Below are 21,463 nucleotides of genomic sequence, written 5' to 3'. Positions count from 1 at the left end.
CTTTTCCGGTGTCGGACACGGCGACTCGGCGTCCGTATGGTCGCGCACCGCGCACCGCACCGCTGAGAGAACACGCAGAGCACCGCCGCGTAACAAGCGGTCGGAATGTGAATGCGGCCGGTGCCCGGCGAAAAGGCGGGGACTTTCCCGGCCCGGAATACATGCGAGAAAGGGGAAATCCTATGAGCGACCCGCGACCCGCGACCCGCGACCCGCGGGCCGTGTCCGGCCCGCGCCCCCGACCGGCGAGGTGTCCGATCGGGGGCGGCGGGCCTCAGAGCCCGGCGACCTTGGAACTCGCCGACAGCTCGTACACCAGGGTGACCGAGCGACGCCCGCCCGGCGGGAGGGAGACGTCCCAGCGGGCGATGCCCTCGGCGTCGACACCGTCCGGCGCCGGGGAGCAGGCCTCCTTGCGCAGGCGCACCTCCACCGCCGACACCTCCGAGACCGGGATCCGTTCCCGGACGACGACCACCCGGTCGCCGAGCTCGCCGGGGGCGGAGAACCGGGACAGGTGCAGCCGGACCGTGCGCGTGACCACGGTGCGCTGGGTGATCCCGACGGAGTCGCGGGACTCCTCCGTCTCCCGGACCACGCGGTGGTCGTCGCGGCTGCCGAAGGCCAGCTCGACGGGGGCCCCCGGGGTGGTGAAGTCCAGCGTGCCGCGGCCGCCGAAGCCACTGCCGCGGACCAGGTCCACCGGCCCGGCGAGCAGCACGTGCCCGGACCGGTTGTCGAACCGCACCACCTGGGTGACCAGCGCGGACACCTCGGGCGAGCAGGCGTACTCACTGCTCGCCGCCGTGGTGAAGACGGAGAGCGGCACCCGGTGGGCCCGGCCGTCCGAGGGCACCGAGACCGGCGCGGGGGAGTACAGCACCCGCGTCTCGCCGCCGTCGTCCACCCCCGGCAGGCCGAGCACCGCGGCCGGGCCGAGGTCCCCGATCTCCTCCTCGCGGAGCTCGACGTCGACGGTCCGCCGCTCCGCGGCCGTGCGGTCCTTGAGGACCAGCCGGTCCTCGCCCAGCGAGGGCGGATCGGTGGCCAGCGCCGACCGGGCCGTCGAAAGCGTCAGCCGTACGCCGGACCAGTCCTCGCCCGTGCGCTGCCAGACCATCGCCTCGGTCTCCAGGGTCAGCGCGTCCCCGTCGAGCGCGGCCCGGTAGGCGGGCCGCCACAGCGCACACGGCGTGAGGTGGCTCAGGCGCAGACCGACCGGCCCGGCCTCGGCCGCCTCCACGGTGAGCTCGATGTGCCCGACCAGCTCGGCGGGTTCCTCCTCGGAGACGTCCATGGCCCGCTGGACCGCACCGAGTTCGGCGGCGAGCGCGGTCAGCCGGGCGTCCACGGTGCGGAGCCCCTCGCCGTGCGTGTCCCGCTCGGCGTCCACCCGGTCCAGCTCGCGGGCCCAGCGCGGCCCCTCGGCCTCCCCGGAACCGGCACCTTCCCCGATGTCACGCAGCACGTCGGCGGCGAGCCGGCCGAGCAGGTCGAGGCGGGCCCGCAGCCGGTCGCGCCGCTGCTCCAGGGCGCCCCGCTCCTCCTCGAGGGCGTGTGCGCGGTGGCGCAGGGCCGAGTCGTCGGCGGCCGGCCGCCGCGGCCCGCGCGGTTCCCAGCTGCGGACGAGGCGGACGTCGAGGACGGTGGCCGGACGGCCGGAGGTCAGCTCGGCATGGAGGGTGCGGTCGACGGCCAGTGCGCTGACCGGCCCGAGCCGCAGCCGCTGGACCCCGGCCGCCAGGTCGAGCACGACGGAACGCTCGACATGGGCGCGGTCCTCCAGACAGGTGACGGCGGTGACCGGCGCGGCGGTCACGGGGACGGCCGTGCCGGGCGCGTCGGGGCCGGCGGCGGAGCTCGTCTTCGAGGCGGTGGACATGGGGTGTCTCAGCTCCTGCGGTTGCCGCCGACCAGGGCTTTGCCGGCCGGGATACGGATCTCGTAGCCGCCGTCGAGGGCGGTGGTGGCACCTGCGGGCAGGTCGACCCGCCAGACGCGGGTGCCCGGCGCGTGCCGCTCGGACCCCGCGCCGTCCTCGGGCGCCGTCCAGTCCGCCCGTTCCTCGATGCGGACATCGGGCTCGGAGGCGACCGGCACCCGCTCGCGGACCTCGACCACGGCGGGCCTCGCGAGCCCGTTGGCCAGCTCCACATGGACGCGGTGGTCGAGCACGGTGATGTTGTTGCGCAGGCCGGCGGTGGACTCGTTCAGATGGGTACGGCGGGTGACCCGGATGCCCTCCGCCGGCCCGAGGCCCACCCGGCGGACCCCTCCCGGGGCGAGCGTGGGCAGCGCGGCGGTCAGCAGGAAGTCGTCGTCGACGGTGACCTCCACCGGGCCGGCGAGCAGCGCCTGGTCGGTGGCGTTGGAGAGCACCAGCGTCGCGTACACGGTCTGCTCCACCGACGGGACACAGAGGTACTCGGTGCGCAGACCGACCGGGATCTCCCCGACGGTGACGGTGTGCCAGGTGCCGTCCGAGGGAACGTCGGCGCGGGCGGCGGCGTCGAAGCGGTGGTCGAAGGAACCCGCCGACTCACGGGGGCGTACGGCGTGCCCCGGCAACGGCAGGGCGGCCACCGACTCGGCACGACCCCGGTGCTCGGCCGCCACCGCGTCGGACGGAGAGCCGGGGAAGAGCCGGCCCCTGCGAGCGCCCTGCTCGTCCGGCCCCGACAGGACCAGGGCGGCGTAGTCGAGTTCGGGGCCGCTCGGCTGCGGCGGACCGGGCGGCGGCGGAGGAGGGGGCGGCACGGCCGCGCCGGGAGGCGGCGGGGCCGCGGCCATGGCGGCGGGGGCCGGGGCACCGGCGAAGGATCCGCCGCCGCCCCGGGGCATGCCGCCCGGCTGGGCGGGCCCCCGACGCGCGAAGGCGGGCGCCTCCTGCCGGAAGGACTCTTGGGCGGAGCCGTACACGCCGTCGGGAGCCGGGGGCGGCGCGCCGTAGCCCTGCGGGGCCTGCGCGAGCGGCGGAGGCGGCGGTCCGCCGAAGGCGGGCGCCGACGGGGGTGCCGGTGCCACGGGCGCGGGCGGGGGTACGAATCCTCCGCCGGCGGCCACGGGCAGGGCGGCGCCGTCGGCGGACGCGGGTGCGCCGCGCGGCGCGGGACGCGGGCCGGCTCCCTCGTACCCGGTGAAAAGGTCGGCGAGTCCCGCCGGGGGTTCGCGCCAGCCGGACGGCGCGGGGGCGGCCTGCCGGCGACCGATCCGCATCGAGCGGAGCCTGGGCAGGTCGGTGCGGCGACGGAGGTCGGCGGTGGCCAGGGCGATGCGCACCCCGGTCCAGTCCTCACCGGTGCGCTGGGCGACCGAGGCGCGCAGCACCAGACGGCCGGTGCCGTCGCCCTGACGGTGGGTGAGCCGGTACGTCGGCACCCAGACGGCGCCGGGGACCCCGTACTCCAGCTCCAGCTCCACCTCGGGCTCCGCCGCCTCCGGCGCCCCGGCCTCCGCTTCGCCGGTACCGGTAGCCGCGCCGACGAGGGTCAGGACCGCGGAGACCGTGGTCGCCACATGGGCCGACGGTGCGTCCGTCGAGGCGCGGGCGAGCCGGTCACGGGCGACGGCGAGCTCGTGATCGGCGTGCAGCAGCGCGTCCTCCAGCTCGACGAGGCGGGCGTGCAGCCCGGTCAGCCGCTCCTCGACGAAATCGGCGAGCTCCAGCCATGCGTCGACGGGGGTCCGGCGGTACTGCGGGTCGTCCCGCTTGAGCGGCGGCGGCACCGGGCGCAGGCCCCCGACCTCGGCGATCAGGGCCAGCTGCCGGTCCCGGCGCCCCTGGGCCGCCTCGTGCGCGTCGCGCAGCCGCTCGACCTCGCGCCGAAGGCCCTGCGGCGCGATGCCGGTGCCGAGCGGCTCCGCCTCGATCGCCACCCGCGCCTCGGTGACCCGCACCCCGGACGGACCCAGGACCCGGGCCCGCAGGGAGCCGGGGTCCAGTGACCGGGGGAGTCCCGTCACACGGACCGTGCCGTCCGGGGGCACCGCGCCCCGGGCCAGGCGGCGGCAGAGCGCCCCCTGTGCGTACACCACGACCGAATCGAGGGTCGATTCCCACCTCGGTGTCGTCCCAGCCGTCACGTGCCCCTGCCCCCGTCCGCTTCGCCCCGCCCCACGGCGTCCGTGCCGAGCGAAGCCTACGCCCGTCCTGCGGGGGGAGCGCCCCTGTGCCGGCGTACCGGATCCGGGCGGATCCGGCCCGCTTCGGTGGTTGGGCCGCCCGGGGAGTGGGAGGCTGAAGGTGGGGGTCCGTGCCGACGAGATCGGGAGGGACCGATGGGACGTGACGTCCCGGCGCTGGAGTTCACCCGTGAGGACCGCCGCCGGTTCCGGAACAAGATGCACACGTGCCTCGACGTGTTCGCGCGGATGCTGAGGGAGTCGCGCTTCGACTTCGAACGGCCACAGGTCGGTCTGGAGCTCGAACTGAACCTCGTGGACGCCGCCGCCGAGCCCGCCATGCGCAGCACGGAGGTCCTGGAGGCGATCGCGGATCCCACCTGGTCGACCGAGCTGGGCCGGTTCAACCTGGAGATCAACGTCGAACCGCGGCGGCTCGTCGCGGGTGGCCCCGACTCCTGGGAGCAGGAGGTCCGTGAGGCCCTCAACCACGCCGAGGAGAGGGCGGCGGCGATCGGTGCCCATCTGGTCATGATCGGCATCCTCCCGACGCTGGAGCTGGAGGACGCGGGCCCTGAGTCGCTGTCCGGGGATCCGCGCTACCACCTGCTGAACGAGCAGATCTTCGCCGCGCGGGGCGAGGACCTGCTGATCTCGGTGGACGGGGTGGAGAAGCTGCGGACGCACGCGGAGACGATCACCCCGGAGGCGGCCTGCACCAGCACCCAGTTCCACCTCCAGGTCTCGCCGGACGAGTTCGCGGAGTACTGGAACGCGGCGCAGGCCGTGGCGGGGGTACAGGTGGCCCTGGCGGCGAACTCGCCGTTCCTGTTCTCCAAGGAGCTGTGGCGCGAGACGCGCATCCCGCTGTTCGAGCAGGCCACGGACACCCGGCCGGACGAGCTCAAGGTGCAGGGCGTACGGCCGAGGGTGTGGTTCGGCGAGCGGTGGATCACCTCCGTCTTCGACCTCTTCGAGGAGAACGCCCGCTACTTCCCCGCGCTGCTGCCCCTGTGCGACGAGGAGAACCCGGAGCAGGTGCTCGACCAGGGCGGGACACCGGGACTCTCCGAGCTCACCCTGCACAACGGCACGGTCTACCGCTGGAACCGCCCCGTCTACGCCGTCGTCGACGGCGTCCCGCATCTGCGGGTCGAGAACCGGGTGCTGCCCGCCGGCCCCACGGTGGCCGACGTGCTGGCGAACGGTGCCTTCTACTACGGGCTGATCAGGGCCCTGGTCGACGAGGACCGGCCCGTCTGGTCACGGATGTCGTTCTCCGCAGCGGAGGACAATCTGCACGCGGCCGCGCGCCACGGCATCGACGCGCACGTGTACTGGCCCGGGATGGGCGAGGTTCCGGTGACCGAGCTGGTGCTGCGGCGCCTGCTGCCGCTGGCGGACCGCGGGCTGGAACGGATGGGTCTGGAGGCGGCCCGGCGGGAGCCGCTGCTCGGGGTCATCGAGCAGCGGTGCGTCAGCGGCCGCAACGGCGCGGTGTGGCAGTCCGAGATGTTCCACCACATCCACGACATCGACCGCGCGGACCGGCACCAGGCGCTGCGGAAGATGACCCAGCAGTACATCGAGTACATGCACCTGAACGCTCCGGCGCACACCTGGCCGGTCGACTGAACTCCCGTGCCTCGCCGCGGGCGGCCGGAGGGCGAGGCGTACGGAGCGCCGGGCCCGGGCAGGCGGTGATCGTGACAGACACGCCTGCGGCGAGCCTCGACGCCGCCTGCGCCCGGTCGGCGGACTCCTCATGGGCGCCCTCGCGGACCGGCACGGCCGGCGGACCGCCCTCACCGGCACCATCCTGCTCATGGGCGGCAGCAGCCTGCTGCTCGGTCTGACCCCGACGCACGCCGCCGCCGGAATCCTCGCCCCCGTCGTCCTCGTCGTCGCCCGGCTGCTGCAAGGCCTTTCGGTGGGCGGGGAGTTCGCGGCCTCGACCACCTTCCTCGTCGAGTCGGCAGGACCCGGCAGGCGCGGCCTGTTCTCCTCGTTCCAGTACGTCTCCACCTCCGCCGGCCAGCTCGCCGCCTCCGGTATCGCCGCCCTGCTCATCGGCGTCCTCGGTGAGGACCGGATGAACGGCTGGGGCTGGCGGATCCCCTTCCTCCTCGGCGCGGTGTTCAGCCTCGCGGGCTTCTGGATCCGCCGGGGCGCCGAGGAGACCCGCAGCGCCGCCGAACAGGACGCTCCCCGGCCGGGACTCTTCGACGCACTGCGCCACCACCCCCGCGCCTCGCTGCTGCTCATGCGGGATCCGCGGAGGCCGCCGCCTCCGCGGATCCTGTGGTGCGCTGTGCCGCCGGAGCTAGAAGACGCTCACGCCGTACGCGCTCAGCGCCTCCGTCACCGGCTGGAAGAACGTCGTGCCGCCGCTGGAGCAGTTGCCGCTGCCGCCGGAGGTGAGGCCGAGCGCCGTGGTGCCGGAGAAGAGCGCGCCGCCGCTGTCGCCGGGCTCGGCGCAGACGTTGGTCTGGATGAGGCCGTAGACGACGTCGCCATTGCCGTAGTTGACGGTCGCGTTGAGACCGGTCACGGTGCCGCCCTTCAGACCGGTCGTGCTGCCGCTGCGCTGGACCGACTGGCCGACGGAGGCGTTGCCCGCGCCGGTGATGTCACGGTAGGTGCCGTTGTAGAGGTAGACCCGGCCGTCCGCCGCCGAGGCGCTGGAGTGCCGGATGATGCCGTAGTCGTTGGTCGGGAAGCTGGTGCCGGCCCGGGTGCCGAGCACCGTGGTGTTGGCGGAGTTGGTGTACCAGGTGCTGCCGATGTTGGTGCAGTGGCCGGCCGTCAGGGCGTAGTACGTCGAGCCGCTGCGGACGTTGAAGCCGAGCGAGCAGCGCCCGCCGCCCGCGTAGATGGCCTGGCCGCCGGCGATGAGCTTGTTGAGCGTGCCGGGGGTCCGCTTGATCTGCAGGTCGCCGGCGCGGTCGCCGGCGGCCTTCTTGATCGAGGCGATCTCGGCGGCGGAGACGGAGGAGTCGGCGGTGAGGACGATCTTCCCGGTCGCCTGGTCGGTGTACCAGGCGGTGCCGGGCACGTCGGCTCCGAGGACGGCCTGGTCGGCGGCGGCCAGTTGGGCGGCGGTGGCGCGGACGTCCACGGACGAGGCGGCGGACGAGGCGGGCACGGCAAGCGCCGAGGCGGCGAGCAGGGCGGAGGCCACGGCGATCAGCCGTGCGCCCTTGGCGGCGCCGCCGAAGGGGGACAGACGCTTGAGGTTCACTGGATCCTCCGATGGGGGAGTGGGGGGAATCGCTGGGTGGGCGATCCCTCGGCGACGAGCGGGCAGATCCGGGGCGGAAAGGTGGTGTAGTCATGGACCTGTCAATCTCGACAGGTTGAATCCTCGAATCGGGGCGGCCTGGGGGCAAGGACGCCTTTCGGCCTATCTACGCGCGTTCCTGTGGCCTCCAGGCCCGGAGGTGCCGAGGGGTACGTATCGACGGTTGTGGTGCGCGGGGTGAACCGAGGCCGTGCAACCGCTTGCCGAAATTTGCTGACTACCCCTCAGGAGGCCTCGACGGAAAGCGAGTCGACAGCCCGAGGTCCGTACGGAGGGTGGAAGGGGTCGTGCCGTCTCCCCAGTTCAGGCGTCGATGTGGGCGCGCTCCCACACCGAGTGGGCGGCCGCCTGCGGAGCCCGCCGGGCGGAGCCCCGGCCGGCTGTCGAAGGCGTAGCGGGCGCACAGATTCGGCCGCGACCCCCGGCAGGGTCCGGGCGGCGACCGGAGGTCCGGTCCTCGCGGAAAGGGGGGTGCCATGGGTCCGCGGTCCGGGCTCGGACGCCCCTCAATGCCGGAATCGTTCCCTCCGTCCGGGGGTGCCGGGTGTCCGGTTCCCGACACGGCGCGGGCCCTACCCGTCTCAGAGTGCCGCGTAGACCGCCTCGACCAGCGCCATCTTGCGAGGGTCGTCCGCGATGCGGGGTCCCATACGGTTCATCACGTAACCGAGGGAAACGCCCGACTCCGGGTCCGCGAGACCGCACGAGCCGCCGAAGCCGTCGTGACCGAAGGCGCGGGGATTGGGGCCGTACGAGGCGTTCGCGCCGCTCAGCCAGAGGCCCAGGGCGCACTCCGTCTCCTCGGCGAAGCCCGCGCCGAGGACCAGGTCCCTGCCCGCGCCCTGCCCCTCCCGGGCCCGCTCGACGGCCGCTTCGGAGAGGACACGGTGCTCTCCGGAACGGCCGCGGCAGGCGAAGACGCCGTACAGCTCGGCGACCGCGCGGGCCGTCCCGTGGCCGTTGGCCGCCGGCAGTTCGGCGGCCCGCCACTCGGGACTGTTGGCCTCGGTGGCGCCGACGGGCGGGTTGGCCAGAGCCGCCTGCGCCGCGGGTGCCAACTGGGCGAAGACCGCGGCCTGTTCGCTCGCGGACGAGGTGCGGGGGTGGAGGAGCTCGGCGACCCTGTCCGCCTCCTTCTCCGGCAGTCCGATGGTGAAGTCGATACCGAGCGGCCCGGTGATCTCCTCGTGGAGGAACGCGCCGGGCAACCGCCCGGTGACGCGCCGGATCACCTCGCCGACGAGGAAGCCGTACGTCATGGCGTGGTAGCCGGAGCGGGTGCCGGGCTCCCACCACGGCTCCGTCGCCGCGAGCCGGGCGGTCGTCACCTCCCAGTCGTAGAACTCCGTGAGCGACAGCGGCTCGCGCAGACCGGAGAGGCCCGCGCGGTGGGACAGGAGATGCCGCATGGGGAGCGTCTCCTTGCCCGCGGCGGCGAACTCGGGCCAGTAGGAGGCGACCGGCGCGTCCAGGTCGAGCAGACCGCGGTCCGCGAGGAGATGGGCGCAGAGCGCGGTCACGCCCTTGGTCGTGGACCAGACGTTGACCACGGTGTCCCGCTCCCAGCGGCGCGAGCGCGCGGGGTCCGCCCAGCCGCCCCACAGGTCGACCACGGTCTCGCCGTGGACCCGCACCGCCACGGCGGCCCCGAGCTCGTCCCTCGTACGGAAATTGGCCTCGAAGGCGTCCCGTACGGCGGCGAAGCGGGGGTCGCAGTGGCCTTCGGCGGCGGACTGGGGCTGGGGCTCGGTCATGACGTCCTCCAGGGGGTGCGCGGCGGTCGCGAGCAACATACCGACCGGTCGGACAGCGGGGAAGGGAGCGCGCGCCCCCGGGCTGCGCGGGTTCAGCGGGACCGGCCGGCTCAGCGGGCTCCCTGGGACCCGTGGGACGCGCAGGACGCGTGGGACGCGCAGGACGCGTGGGCCCCTCCGGCTGCGCCGGCTCCCTGCGTGCCGACGCGGTTCGTCCGCTCGGACCCGTCGTGTTGCCGGGACGGCGGTCTGCGGGTTGCGTGGACCCGAGGAGTGGCACCGACGGCGCGAAGCCGCGGAGAATCGAGGTCGCCCGTGCCCGAGTACCCCCCGATCGCCCACCACGGACTGATCGGCGACCTGCAGAGCACCGCGCTGATCTCCGCCGAAGGCGCGGTCGACTGGTTCTGCGCACCCCGCTTCGACTCCCCGAGCATCTTCGCCTCCCTGCTCGACCAGGAGCGCGGCGGCCACTTCACCATCGCTCCCGTCCTCGACGACGTGACCGTCCGCCAGCTCTACCTGCCCGACACGGCCGTCCTGATCACCCGCTTCCTCACCCCGGAGGGGGTGGGCGAGGTGGTCGACTTCATGCCGGTGGGCGACCGGCCGGACGTGCCCACCGACCGGCACCGACTCGTCCGGGCCCTGCGCGTGGTGCGCGGCACCCTCACCTTCCACGTCCAGTGCCGGCCGCGCTTCGACTACGGCCGCGCTCCGCACACCCTCACGCTCGACGGCGCCGCCGCCACGTTCCACGGCCCCGACCTCGACGTACATCTGCGGAGCAGCGTCCCCCTGGACGCCGACGGGCAGGACGTGCGCGCCACCATCACCCTCAGCCACGGCCAGACCGCCGGAATCCTCCTGGAGACCTCCTCGCCGGGAGCCGCCGCCCCCGGGCCGGTCGACGAGGAGGCCCTGGAGGCGGCGATGGAGGAGACCCGCGTCTTCTGGCACGGATGGATCCGCCGTTGCCGCTACCGCGGCCGCTGGCAGAACATGGTCGTCCGCTCGGCCATCACCCTCAAACTGCTCATCTACGCCCCGTCCGGAGCGCCGATCGCGGCCCCCACCATGGGCCTCCCCGAACAGGTCGGCGGCGAGCGGAACTGGGACTACCGCTACACCTGGATCCGCGACGCCTCCCTCTCCGTGCGCGTCCTGCTCGACCTCGGATACATCGAGGAGGCCGACGCCTTCCGCCGCTGGCTCGGCGGCCGCGGCCGCGCCCCGCGCCCGCCCGGCGGCGAGCCGATGCAGATCATGTACCGGGTCGACGGCGACCCCCGGCTGTCGGAGGAGGTCCTCGGGCATCTGTCCGGCTACCGCGAATCCTTCCCGGTACGGGCGGGGAACGGCGCCGCCGACCAGCTCCAGCTCGACATCTACGGCGAGTTCGCCCACGCGATGACCCACTCGCCCGACCTGGCCGGCTACGAGGGCTGGAAGGGCTTCGCCGCGCTCCTCGACTGGCTCTGCGACAACTGGGACCGCCCCGACGAGGGCATCTGGGAGACCCGCGGCGGACGCAAGGACTTCACCTACAGCCGGGTGATGTGCTGGGTGGCCCTCGACCGCGGCATCCGTCTCGCCACCGAGTACGCCCGCCCCGCCGACGTCCCGCGCTGGACCGCGCAACGCGACGCGATCCTCGTCCAGGTGATGGAGCGCGGCTGGAATCCCCGGCTCAAGGCCTTCGTCCAGCACTACGACAGCGAGGTGCTCGACGCGTCCCTGCTGCTCATGCCCCTCGTCGGCTTCATCTCCCCGAGGGCGCCCTCCTGGCTGTCCACCCTGGACGCCATGGACCGCGAACTGGTCACGGACAGTCTCGTCTACCGCTACAACCCCGAGGCGTCCCCCGACGGGCTGCGCGGCTCCGAGGGCACCTTCTCGCTGTGCAGCTTCCTCTACGTCGAGGCGCTCGCCCGGGCGGGCCGCCTCGATCAGGCCCGCTACGCCATGGACAAGATGCTCACGTACGCCAACCACGTCGGTCTCTTCGCGGAGGAGATCGGCCGTACCGGCGAACAGCTCGGAAACTTCCCCCAGGCCTTCACCCACCTCGCCCTGATCACGGCGGCGATGGCCCTCGACGAGGAACTCGACAAGGCGGCGGACCGCCGCTGACGCAGGCGGCCGCGGCGCCCGCGCGCGGTGAGCCGCGTCTCACCCGGGCGGCCGGACTTGCCTATGCAACGAGTTGCATAGAAGGATTTCGGGTGTGGCGATCGAACACGCGATTCTTGTGTCCCTGCTCGAGCAGCCCGGATCCGGCTATGAGCTGGCCCGGCGTTTCGAGCGGTCCATCGGGTACTTCTGGACCGCCAGCCATCAGCAGATCTACCGCGTGCTCAAGCGGATGGAGAACGACGGCTGGGTCGACGTCCGGGACGTGCCGCAGCACGGCCGCCCGGACAAGAAGGAGTACTCCGTCGCGGACCTCGGACGGGCCGCCCTGTCCAGCTGGCTGCACGAACCCGTCGAGCCGGAGAGCCTCCGCCACGACCTGGCCGTGAAGATCCGAGGCGCCGCCTTCGACGACCCCGCCGCGCTGATCAGCGAGGTGGAACGACACCGGCAGGCGCACACCGAGCGCCTCGCCCGGTACCTCGCCGGCGAGGAGCGCGACTTCACGGGAGCCGCGGCGGCCCGCCCGGCCGACGGCCCGCCCGACGCCGGCCGGGAGCTCCAGCACGTCGTCCTGCGCGGCGGCATCGCGTACGAGCGGATGACGCTCGCCTGGCTCGACGACATCCTCGCCACCCTCCACCGGCTCGGCCCCGCGCGCTGAGCGGCGCCCTAAGCGCGCCCCCCGACCACCCGCCGGCAGGCGCCGCCGCCGGCTTCACGCCCCTCGTCCACCGGACCGAAAGATGGAGCACATGGCCGACTCGCTGCTGTTCAACCCGCACACCTACGACCCGGCACACTTCGATCCCGAGACCCGCCGGCTGCTGCGCGCCACCGTCGACTGGTTCGAGGCGCGCGGCAAGCGCCGGCTGATCGAGGACTACCGCACCCGGGCCTGGCTGGGGGACTTCCTCGCCTTCTCCGCCAAGGAGGGACTGTTCGAGACCTTCCTGACGCCGTCCGCCGAGGCCTCCGAGGAGCAGGGCGACAAGCGCTGGGACACCGCCCGGATCGCCGCCCTGAACGAGATCCTCGGCTTCTACGGTCTCGACTACTGGTACGCCTGGCAGGTCACCGTCCTCGGTCTCGGCCCGGTCTGGCAGAGCGACAACGCCGCCGCCCGCGCCCGCGCCGCCGAGCTCCTCTCCCAGGGAGAGGTGTTCGCCTTCGGTCTCTCCGAGAAGACCCACGGCGCCGACATCTACTCCACCGACATGCTCCTGGAGCCCGAGGCCGACGGCGGCTTCCGGGCCACCGGCTCCAAGTACTACATCGGCAACGGCAACGCGGCCGGACTCGTCTCCGTCTTCGGCCGCCGCACCGACGTCGAGGGCCCCGACGGCTACGTCTTCTTCGCCGCCGACAGCCGCCACCCGGCATACCACCTGGTGAAGAACGTCGTCGACTCCTCGAAGTTCGTCAGCGAGTTCCGCCTGGAGGACTATCCCGTCGCGGCGGAGGACGTCCTGCACACCGGCCGCGCCGCCTTCGACGCCGCCCTCAACACCGTCAACGTCGGCAAGTTCAACCTCTGCACCGCCTCGATCGGCATCTGCGAGCACGCGATGTACGAGGCCGTCACCCACGCCCAGAACCGCATCCTCTACGGCCGCCCCGTCACCGCCTTCCCGCACGTCCGGCGCGAGCTGGCCGACGCCTACGTCCGCCTCGTCGGCATGAAGCTGTTCAGCGACCGCGCCGTCGACTACTTCCGCACCGCCGGTCCCGACGACCGCCGCTACCTCCTCTTCAACCCCATGACGAAGATGAAGGTGACCACGGAGGGCGAGAAGGTCATCGACCTGATGTGGGACGTCATCGCCGCCAAGGGCTTCGAGAAGGACAACTACTTCGCGCAGGCGGCCGTCGAGATCCGGGGCCTCCCGAAGCTGGAGGGCACGGTCCACGTCAACCTGGCCCTGATCCTGAAGTTCATGCGGAACCACCTGCTTGACCCGGCCGCGTACGAGCCCGTCCCGACCCGCCGGGACGCGGCCGACGACACCTTCCTCTTCCGGCAGGGCCCGGCCCGCGGCCTCGGGTCCGTCCGCTTCCACGACTGGCGCCCCGCCTACGACACGTACGCCGGAGTGGCGAACGTCGCCCGCTTCCGGGAGCAGGCCGACGCCCTGTGCGAGTTCGTGCGCACCGCCGCCCCCGACGAGGCGCAGAGCCGTGACCTGGATCTCCTCCTCGCCGTCGGCCAGCTGTTCGCGCTCGTCGTCCACGGCCAGCTGGTCCTGGAGCAGGCCGCGCTGACCGGTCTCGACGAGGACGTCCTCGACGAGCTCTTCGCCGTCCTCGTACGGGACTTCTCCGCCCACGCCGTCGAGCTGCACGGCAAGGACTCCGCCACCGAGCCGCAGCAGGCCTGGGCGCTGGGAGCCGTACGGCGCCCGGTCGTCGACGAGGCGCGCTCGGCCCGGGTCTGGGAGCGCGTCGAGGCGCTGTCGGGGACGTACGAGATGGCACCGTAACGAGGTGCCGAGGGGCCGGGGCGGCGTCCGCCCCGGCCCCGGCGGCGGTCAGTACTGCTGAGCGGTACTGAGCGGTTCTGCTCCGGCCCTGGGAAGCGGTTGTCGCGACGAGGGCGAGGGCCGTTCCGGGAGCCCCCGGTAGAGTTGCCGGTGGCGAGGGTGGCAGGCTGCCGCTCGCGCCGTCGTCATGTCGGGGCCGACGCCGCTCCCGGCGTCGATCCGCACCATGCCCCGGCCCCTGCGCGCGAGGCGTGCCCACGCGCGACAGGTTCCCCCTTTGTCTTCTTCGCCCGCCCGTCTGTCCGTCGCCCGTCTGCGTCCCGACTGGCTGACCGATCCGAAGGTCTGGCGCACCGAGGTGCTGGCCGGTCTGGTCGTCGCCCTCGCGCTGATCCCCGAGGCGATCTCGTTCTCGATCATCGCCGGGGTCGATCCCGCGATCGGCCTGTTCGCGTCCTTCACGATGGCCGTGACCATCGCGATCGTCGGCGGCCGGCGGGCGATGATCTCCGCCGCGACCGGAGCCGTCGCGCTCGTCATCGCGCCCCTGAACCGTGAGCACGGGCTCGGGTACCTGGTCGCCGCCGTCATCCTCGCCGGTGTGATCCAGGTGATCCTCGGCGCGCTCGGGGTGGCGAAGCTGATGCGGTTCATCCCGCGCTCGGTCATGGTCGGCTTCGTCAACGCACTGGCCGTACTGATCTTCATCACCCAGGTCTCCGAGCTCCGGAACGTCCCCTGGGCCGTCTACCCGCTCTTCGCCGCCGGCCTGCTCCTGCTGGTGTTCTTCCCGAAGGTCACCGGCGCGATCCCCGCGCCCCTGGTGTCCATCGCGATCCTCACGGCCGTCACGGTGGCCGCGGGGATCGCCGTACCCACGGTCGGGGACAAGGGCGCCCTGCCGTCCTCACTGCCGGTGCCCGGCCTGCCGGACGTGCCGTTCACCGTGGACACGCTGACGACGATCGCGCCGTACGCCTTCGCCATGGCGCTGGTCGGCCTGATGGAGTCGCTGATGACCGCCAAGCTCGTCGACGACATCACCGACACCCGTTCCGACAAGACCCGCGAGTCCATCGGTCAGGGAATCGCCAACATCGTCACCGGCTTCTTCGGCGGCATGGGCGGCTGCGCCATGATCGGCCAGACGATGATCAACGTGAAGGTGTCCGGCGCCCGCACCCGTCTGTCCACGTTCCTCGCGGGCGTCTTCCTGATGGTGCTGTGCATCGCCTTCGGGCCCGTCGTCTCCGACATTCCCATGGCGGCGCTGGTCGCCGTCATGGTCATGGTGTGCTTCGCGACCTTCGACTGGCACTCCGTCGCGCCGGGGACCCTCAGGCGGATGCCGCTCGGGGAGATCGGCGTCATGGTGATCACCGTGGTGTGCGTGGTCGCCACCCACAACCTGGCCGTCGGTGTGGTCGCCGGCTCGGTCACCGCCATGGTGATCTTCGCCCGTCGCGTCGCCCACCACGCCGAGGTGACCGCCGTGACCGACCCCGACGGCACGACCGTCGTCTACCGGGTGACCGGTGCGCTGTTCTTCGCGTCGGCCAACGAACTCGTCGGCCGTTTCGCCTACGCCGCCGACCCCGACCGGGTCGTCATCGACCTCTCCTCGGCCCACATCTGGGACGCCTCGTCCGTCGCCGTACTCGACACGATCGAGACGAGGTACGCCCAGCGGGGCAAGACCGTGGAGATCACGGGCCTGAACGACCCGAGCGCGGCCCTCCACGGCAGGCTCAGCGGAGAACTCACCGGCACCTGAGAAGCGGAGCCGGGGTCACCAGCGGTACCAGCGCCCGTTCGAGCTCCGCATGAAGAAGCCGAGGACCCAGAGCACCAGGACGGCGATGGCGATGTACCAGAGCACCTCCACGGCGAAGCCCGCACCGAAGAGGACGAGGATCAGCAGGAGGACGAGCAGCAGCGGGACCATGACGACACCTCCGCCAGGAGTGTGGGGCGGGACCCCGTCCTCGGGGCGCGCCCTTGACACCAGGGCGTTTGCCCGCAAAGCCGCGCCTCATACCTGGTCCTGACCCTCGGGATCCGGCGTCCTCGTCCGGCACCGGATCCCGCGTCGTCATCCGACGGGGTGACCCGCGGATGAGCCGAACGCCGGGAACACGGCATGCGGCCCGTCGTCGTCCGTGCGCGGTCACCTGGTCGTACGTCGCCGAGTGCGGCGTACACCCGATGGCGTACGTGCCCGGGGCAGCGGCCCGGACCGGGCCACCGAGCCGCTGACCACCGGAAACGTGGGTGAACCAGGGGCCCGAGCCCTGATATATTCATCTTGTCGCCGCGAGGGAAACCCCGCTGCGACAGACACCTTGTCCGGGTGGCGGAATGGCAGACGCGCTAGCTTGAGGTGCTAGTGCCCTTTATCGGGCGTGGGGGTTCAAGTCCCCCCTCGGACACCAACCGGGACGATCACCAGATCGTCCCGAAGCGTTGACGAATGACCGGTCGAGCCTGGGGCTCACCGGTCATTCGTCGTTCAGGGAGCAGTCGGACCGGTGGCCGGTTCTCTGGTACTACCGACGCATGGGGATTGAACGGTTCATCGGCGTCGACCTCGCCTGGGCGGAGGGCGGAGCCCGCACCAGACCCAACGAGACCGGCGTAGCAGTCGTCGACGGCAGTGGCGTGGTGATCGCATGCGGCTGGACGTCCGGCCTCGAAGAGACGATGGCGTGGCTCGCCGAGGCAGCCGCCGGCGGATCGGCCCTAGCCTTCGTCGACGCACCGCTGGTCGTCGACAATCCGGCCGGCCAGCGGCCCTGCGAGCGGGAGGTCGGTCAGCGGTACGGCCGCTGGAAGGTGAGCGCGAACAGTACCAACCAGAGTTCGCCCCGGCGGGCCGGAGTGCTGTTGAGGACGTTGATGCAGGAGGCCGGCTGGGTCTACGACGACGGCAGGGGCGGACCGCCGACGGACGGGAAAGTGGTCTCCGAGTGCTATCCGTACACGACCTTGGTCGGGGCGCCCGAGCTGGGCTACGACCGGGAACGCCCCACCTACAAGCGCCGGCCCGCGCGAGTGCCGACGGCGCGGTGGCGAGCGGTCCGGGCGGAGGAGTGTGACAGGCTGATCGCGCGCATGGCGGACCTGGCTACCGCCGATCCGCCCCTCCTGCTCTCCTCCCACGCGGTGTCCCGCCGGCTGCTCGACGAGCCCTCACCCCAGCTGGCGGCCGACTACAAGCACCGGGAGGACCTCATCGACGCACTGATCTGCGCGTGGACGGCCGCCCTGTGGTCCCGGCACGGGCCGACGCGCTGCCAGGTCCTGGGAGCGGACAGCCACGCACCCCTCGGAGCCGCTCCCACCATCATCGCGCCGGCGCGCCCGGAGCAGAGGCGAGGCGAGCTGAACGGAGGGGAGCGCGGGCCGTTCCCTTCACGCGCCGTCTGCGAACAACCGCCGGATCAACTCCGGGTAGAGCAGGCCCCCGTCGCTCAGAATCTTCCTCAAGGCCTCGGGTGCGCCCGCCGGGAGCGGCGCCGGGGCGCCGACACGGCCGGGCACCGCGGAGAGGTCGCCACCGCTGAACCGTGACTCCGGTGTGGCCGGGGGCCGTACCTGGTAGGTACGCCAGACGCGAGCCGGGGGGTTCAGGAGGACCAGATGGGGCGCCGCCCACGCGACGAAGGCCCAACGGTTCCTGCTCCGAGCCCGCACGAGCACGCCGTCCGGGTGGTGCCGCCCGAGCCGGTCGGCGACTCGGGCCGCGACGGGGACCGGGTTGCCGAAGGAGCCTGTGATCTCCCAGAGTCCGTCCTCGTACGAGGCCTCCCAGCCGGCCGCGGAGAGCTCCTCGACCACCTCCGCGAGGGGGTCGTCCTCCTGGGCCCGCTCGATGAGCCGTTCCACCTCGCTCCAGGGTGCGACGCGGGCGTGGGCCTGTCCCGGCGGGAGCATCAGGTCCTCCGCCTGGGCGGGTTCGGCGCGCGCGATCATGTCTTTGCCGCTCTGCCACGCGCGGGCGGCCGCCACATCGTGCTCACCGCCTCCGGTGAAGGTGGCGCCCTGGCTGAGGAGTGTCATCACCACGGCCGCGACCGCGTCCAGTCGCCGCCGGGTCGCGGGTGGAGTCCGCCGGCCCGCGTCATCCGGTCCGTCTTCGGAACCGAGTGCCGCGAGCAGACCGCTGAGGCCGTCGCGCCAGCTCTGGTCGTTCTCGTCCCAGACTCCGGCGGCCAGGAGCTGCACGTACAGCTTCGCCACGACCAGCCGCACCGGCGCGGGTGCCGGGGGCGACGCGTCAGTGGCGGCGAGCGTCCCCACCCAGCGTCGAATCCAGGTGCGGCAGTGGCCCCGCTGGTCGGGCGGAACGTGGGGAGCGACCGTCATGCCCGCGGTGAAGAGGCCGTCGTCCTCTGCGTCGTCCTCGATCGCCTCGCTCGGCTCGTCGTCCTCCGCGGTCCCGATACCGGTGACCCCGGACACGACCCACCGCGACGAAGGGGCCTGCGGCAGGCCGGTCTGCGAGGTACCGAACGCCAGATCCGTCAGAGGTGCGCCGATCATCCGGCGGCAGTCCTCGATGTACGCGTCCCAGCGGTCGACCCCGCTCAGGGCTGCCGAGCCCGTCGTCGCACCGGTCGCCGGGCTCACCCGAGGCCTGGACGTTCCGGCGGTGAGCTCGCGCAGGCGCAGCAGATCGGTCTCGAAGCGGCGTGCGGCACGCTCGTCGGCGAACAGCGCCTGCGCCGTGTAGTCGTAGCGCAGCCGGGGTCCGCTGTCGGCTCCGTCGCGGCGGGCGCAGTGCACAGGGCTGTAGACGAAGACGACGGGCGATTCGAGGGTGCTGCCGTCCGGCCGGACGCAGGTGGCGCGAACCGCGGCTCCCGGGACCTCGGGCTGCGGGAAGGAACCGGCCGACGCCCCTGCGGGGACGGAACCGATCTCCGTCCACGAGCCGGGCGAACCGTCGGGTGACGTGCCGATCGCGACGGGTTCCGGCCGGGCGTGGGCCAGCGAGACGTGCAGGCCCTCGCTGTCCGTCTTCGCCCCGAGCAGGACGAGCGCTTGCTTGGTGGAGGTGAAGGGCCGAATGGTACGGCCCTTCAGACTCGCGAGCGGAGTCACGCGTCCTTCGTCGGGGAGCAGCGGCAGGGTGTCGGTGCCGAGAACGGCGAGCTCGCAGTTGCCGCCGTCCCTGGTGCTGGTTCCCAGTGCGGCACGGGTGAGGTTGGGGCTACCGGTGAGCGCGTATCGCCGGCCGCCGGTCTGCCATTCGATGAATTTGCCGTGGCGCATCCGTGTCTCGTCGAGAAGCCGGATCTGCGCGGAGGAGGCGCCAAGAGCCGCCTTGACCGCTTCGGCGTCGTAGCTCGACCAGCGGGGCTGGAGACCGAGGGTGAAGCGGCGCGGGGCGAGGCGGTCGACGAGCGCGCTCAGGGCGTGCCCGGCCTCGTCGACGAACGGGGCGTAGGCGTGCACCTCGTCGACGGGACCGCTCGGCAGTTGGTCGAGGAGGCTTCGGCGCAGATTGTGCAGCAGCCGGGGACCGCCTTCCGGCGCGGCGGGAGCGTTGACATGCCGTTCGGTGAGGAGGGCGGCCAGTTCCGCGAGGTGGCTCGCCGACCACGGTGCCAGGCTCACGGCGGTGGGAAGTTCGTCCAACCAGTCGGCGAGGTCGGCCAGAAGCGCGTGGGACTCGTTCTCCTCGGTTTCCACCACGGTCCACAGTTCGTCGTTGGCCCCCCAACCGGACAGGGTCGGGTTCCCCGAACCCACCGCCAGTCGGCAGGCGTGTTCCCCGACCAGAAGCACGACCTTGGGGTGGAAGGCGCCTCGACAGGTGGCCAGGCCGTGCAGATAGCCGCGGCCGGCCATGCGCACGTCGACCGGATCGTGGAGTCCCTGGGCTGCGTCACCGATCACCGCGGTGCGGGCGCCCATGCCGCGTGCGAGGGGTATGGCGACTTTCTCCAGGAAGGGAAGATCGACCGTGAACCCCATGAAGAGTGCTTCGTGCAGCGCCTGATCCTCGGCCCATTCGTGCAACAGCGTGACGGGGGAGGCGAATCGGGTGTGCCGGACGGCGCTCACCGGTTGGTCTCCAGGATTCGTCGGCCGCTCTCCGTGACGATGCGGCGGCCGTCCTGAACGGCGAAGAGTCCCAGCTGCTCCGCGAGGGATCCGAGTTGGGGGATGCGTGTGCCGATGTCGGAGTCTCCTTCGTCACCCGTCTTGAAGTACCGCTCGTCGCGAAGATGCAGTCGGGAGAAGATCTTCAGCCCGCCCGTGGCCGGGTCGGTGCGCAGCTTCGCGAGGGCGACCCTGCGGGACTGGGCGAGCATGTCGTCGACCAGCCGGGCGGCCAGATCGCGCGCGGGGCGGTCGATGTAGTCGTTGACGAGTCCGTCGATCCACGTCGGGTCGAGGAACTCGGCCGAGCGTCGTTGCCGGCCGAGGAAGACGGCCCGTACGTCCTCGGGCAGATGCCCGGCTCGGGACCGCAGCGCACCCACGACGAGGAGGCGCACATTCGTCATCGGTGCGTCACCACCCTCCTTGAGGAGCTCCTGCTCGACCGGCATCAACCGGCCTTTCGCGTCCTTGAGCGGGAGCAGATCGCCCAGCAGTGCCCGCACATCCCCCGTCGGCACCTGATGTGCCAGCCAGTCGCGCAGCTCCTCGGCCGACCGGTCGGCCTCGCCGTCCTTGGACCCGATTCCGGAGACCAGCGCTGCCCACAGGCGGCGCCAGGCGCCGACGGAATAGTGACGCAGCAGCGTTCCCCGCCACCCCGCTGTCTCGGGAATGGCCGCGAGGACCGGATCCGTGGTCGTCTCCTCGCCGAAGGCCACGGTGGAGCGCAGCATCTCCTGATAGCCGCCGTTGTCGTCGCGGCGAAGACGGACAGCCCCGGCGAGGATGCGAAGGGTCGCGCGCCGGGTGCGGTCGGACGCCTCCCAATCCTCCGGGACGTGGACGCCTCCGGCGTCGGTGGCGGTCAACACCCCCGTCAGCCACGCCTGCTCGGCCGGACAGGCGACGCCGAGGGCCGCGCGTCCCGCTGTGTCCAGCGCCGCGAAGGGAACGACCTCCTTCGAGGCGAGAGACAGCAGCGGGGCGAAGAGCTCCTGGACGGCGGAAGGACACGCGTGCCGTCCGGGCCTGAGCGCTCCCTCCCGGACGTTCACCGTGCCGAGTACCGTGGCGGGACCGCCGTACTGGTCCCAGAAGCCCCAGCGGCGGGGCGAGTACGACCGGCTCAGTTGCTCCTCGTCGGCGGCTTGCGCGAGTTCGAGGTCCTCCGCGCGGAAACGCAGTACGCGATCGGCGCCATGAGCGGACCATGCCGTGGGCTCCGGCTGCTGCTGCTGGAGCGCCGCCAGCAGCACCTCGCTGCGGCGAACCAGCCGGCGGCACGCGGTGACATCCAAGGCGTTCTGCTCGGCGTGCGCGGCGATCGCGGCGTACATCGAGTGATAGCGGATGTACCGGGTCACCGTCGACACACCGGGAACCAACCGGTCCACCGCCCGCATGACCGGGCCCTCGACCGCCAGGGGATACCGCCCCGACCGCACCCCCAACCCGTCGAGTGCCCATGCCGGTCCATGGACCTTCACTGTCACTGGTCACCCCTTGTCGGCTGCCGGAGCGTTGCATCAGCAGCGGTCAACTGCCCCTGCCTCAGGGTAGTT

12 protein-coding genes, 1 tRNA gene and 2 pseudogenes are annotated in these 21,463 nt (G+C 72.4%); 8 read left to right on the top strand and 7 right to left on the bottom strand.

All coding sequences use genetic code 11. The annotated features are described in order from the left end of the window. Positions 1–274: 274 nt before the first annotated feature. Positions 275–1,882: a DUF4139 domain-containing protein gene (locus ACH4MY_RS33960; RefSeq protein ID WP_398008091.1), complete on the bottom strand. Its 1,608-nt coding sequence runs from the start codon at positions 1,880–1,882 to the stop codon at positions 275–277. 8 nt (positions 1,883–1,890) lie between these two features. Next, a complete protein-coding gene (locus tag ACH4MY_RS33955) occupies positions 1,891–4,035 on the bottom strand; it encodes a DUF4139 domain-containing protein (RefSeq protein ID WP_398008089.1) in 2,145 nt (714 codons plus the stop codon). Between the two features lie 243 nt (positions 4,036–4,278). On the opposite strand from ACH4MY_RS33955, the gene ACH4MY_RS33950 reads away from it, so the two are divergent. Both ACH4MY_RS33950 and ACH4MY_RS33945 read left to right on the top strand, forming a co-directional pair. Then, positions 4,279–5,757: a glutamate--cysteine ligase gene (locus tag ACH4MY_RS33950; RefSeq protein WP_398008087.1), complete on the top strand. Its 1,479-nt coding sequence runs from the start codon at positions 4,279–4,281 to the stop codon at positions 5,755–5,757. A 106-nt stretch (positions 5,758–5,863) separates the two neighbouring features. Continuing rightward, positions 5,864–6,404: pseudogene (locus tag ACH4MY_RS33945) on the top strand (MFS transporter); the annotation flags it as partial. 41 nt (positions 6,405–6,445) lie between these two features. On the opposite strand, the gene ACH4MY_RS33940 reads toward ACH4MY_RS33945, so the two are convergent. Together ACH4MY_RS33940 and ACH4MY_RS33935 are read right to left on the bottom strand one after the other, a co-directional pair. After that, entirely contained in the window at positions 6,446–7,363 is a 918-nt protein-coding gene (locus ACH4MY_RS33940; RefSeq protein WP_398008086.1) for a S1 family peptidase, read from the bottom strand. A gap of 641 nt (positions 7,364–8,004) precedes the next feature. Then, positions 8,005–9,177, bottom strand: coding sequence for a serine hydrolase domain-containing protein (locus tag ACH4MY_RS33935; RefSeq protein WP_398008084.1), 1,173 nt, complete (start codon positions 9,175–9,177; stop codon positions 8,005–8,007). Between the two features lie 315 nt (positions 9,178–9,492). Between ACH4MY_RS33935 and ACH4MY_RS33930 the strand changes: the two genes are divergently transcribed. The 4 genes from ACH4MY_RS33930 (at position 9,493) to ACH4MY_RS33915 (ending at position 15,564) form a co-directional block, all read left to right on the top strand. Next, on the top strand, positions 9,493–11,310 hold the full coding sequence (locus ACH4MY_RS33930) for a glycoside hydrolase family 15 protein (protein WP_398008083.1): 1,818 nt from the start codon (positions 9,493–9,495) through the stop codon (positions 11,308–11,310). A 94-nt stretch (positions 11,311–11,404) separates the two neighbouring features. Further along, complete coding sequence (locus ACH4MY_RS33925) at positions 11,405–11,974, top strand: PadR family transcriptional regulator (protein ID WP_398008081.1); 570 nt, start codon at positions 11,405–11,407, stop codon at positions 11,972–11,974. Between the two features lie 91 nt (positions 11,975–12,065). Continuing rightward, complete coding sequence (locus ACH4MY_RS33920) at positions 12,066–13,790, top strand: acyl-CoA dehydrogenase family protein (RefSeq protein ID WP_398008079.1); 1,725 nt, start codon at positions 12,066–12,068, stop codon at positions 13,788–13,790. A gap of 226 nt (positions 13,791–14,016) precedes the next feature. Next, the gene (locus ACH4MY_RS33915; RefSeq protein ID WP_398008078.1) at positions 14,017–15,564 is read left to right on the top strand and encodes a SulP family inorganic anion transporter; all 1,548 of its coding nucleotides are present in this window, start codon (positions 14,017–14,019) and stop codon (positions 15,562–15,564) included. Positions 15,565–15,579: 15 nt separating this feature from the next. On the opposite strand, the gene ACH4MY_RS33910 is transcribed toward ACH4MY_RS33915, so the two are convergent. Then, a complete protein-coding gene (locus ACH4MY_RS33910) occupies positions 15,580–15,735 on the bottom strand; it encodes a hydrophobic protein (protein WP_398008077.1) in 156 nt (51 codons plus the stop codon). A gap of 399 nt (positions 15,736–16,134) precedes the next feature. Between ACH4MY_RS33910 and ACH4MY_RS33905 the strand changes: the two genes are divergently transcribed. Both ACH4MY_RS33905 and ACH4MY_RS33900 read left to right on the top strand, forming a co-directional pair. After that, positions 16,135–16,222, top strand: a tRNA-Leu gene (locus ACH4MY_RS33905). A gap of 124 nt (positions 16,223–16,346) precedes the next feature. Further along, a pseudogene (locus tag ACH4MY_RS33900) lies at positions 16,347–17,066 on the top strand (DUF429 domain-containing protein); the annotation flags it as partial. Between the two features lie 135 nt (positions 17,067–17,201). On the opposite strand, the gene ACH4MY_RS33895 reads toward ACH4MY_RS33900, so the two are convergent. Further along, the gene (locus ACH4MY_RS33895) at positions 17,202–19,859 is read right to left on the bottom strand and encodes a hypothetical protein (RefSeq protein WP_398008075.1); all 2,658 of its coding nucleotides are present in this window, start codon (positions 19,857–19,859) and stop codon (positions 17,202–17,204) included. Beyond that, the gene (locus ACH4MY_RS33890; RefSeq protein WP_398008073.1) at positions 19,856–21,274 is read right to left on the bottom strand and encodes a hypothetical protein; all 1,419 of its coding nucleotides are present in this window, start codon (positions 21,272–21,274) and stop codon (positions 19,856–19,858) included. The genes ACH4MY_RS33895 and ACH4MY_RS33890 overlap by 4 nt, the downstream gene beginning before the upstream one ends. Positions 21,275–21,463: the final 189 nt, after the last annotated feature.

Origin of the sequence: Streptomyces sp. NPDC017246, assembly GCF_044331325.1 — a bacterium.
Taxonomy (GTDB): domain Bacteria; phylum Actinomycetota; class Actinomycetes; order Streptomycetales; family Streptomycetaceae; genus Streptomyces.
This window is presented reverse-complemented; position numbering and strand designations above follow the sequence as displayed.